The organism is Bartonella sp. CE47NXGY (assembly GCF_042195415.1).
Lineage (GTDB): Bacteria > Pseudomonadota > Alphaproteobacteria > Rhizobiales > Rhizobiaceae > Bartonella.
The window spans coordinates 1-654 of the sequence record NZ_JBHIOI010000243.1 but is presented as its reverse complement, the minus strand read 5'-3'; the positions used below and the strand labels follow the sequence as shown (position 1 = coordinate 654).

The window sequence follows — 654 nt, the reverse complement described above, 5'->3', positions numbered from 1 at the left end:
AAAAAAGGTGGCGCAATCCAGCAGAGAAACTCGTTCCAGAAAAACCAATTTTCTTAAATCTATGCTGATAAGTGACATCTCCACGAAGAGAAAGTTTTGATGAGAGACGGGCATTAAACCCAACCCCTGCTTCCAAAGAAGAACCAAAGGAACCTAACTGAAAATCGTTTTTAAAAGAAACGAATTGCTTATCTTCAAAACTATGCAAATAAGAAAGCTTACTATAAAAAGAAACTTCACGTCCCTCTTCCACAACACCTAACGTCTTGCTTAAACGCCCACCAACACGCCCCACCCATTGATGAAATTTTCCTAAATCAACATCAAGATTATCAATATCACGCGCCTGATTAAACTGAAGATGCTGATAAACAACCTGAATCTGCGGATCAAAAACAACACCTTTATACCCTGTTGCAAACGTTCTACCACTCGTTAAAGAACCGCTAAATTGTTTACCCTTTAACGCCACAACCTTGCCCCGTGCAAGGGTCAAAACATCTCCCTTAAAAAGACCATACGATACCACCCCATCCATATAAAAACCGGTATCATGCTGCAAATTTCCATAAGCAGTAACAGACCATTTATTAAATGCGCTTTTTTTGCTTTGTTCAACATCCTGAGGGTGTAGAGAAAGATTTCCATAGTTCC

1 protein-coding gene is annotated in these 654 nt (G+C 39.6%); it reads right to left on the bottom strand.

Annotated features, from left to right (window positions below):
* Nucleotides 1-654: autotransporter outer membrane beta-barrel domain-containing protein (locus ACFIL3_RS10885; RefSeq protein ID WP_375681623.1), on the bottom strand; the 654-nt coding region annotated here is incomplete at both ends.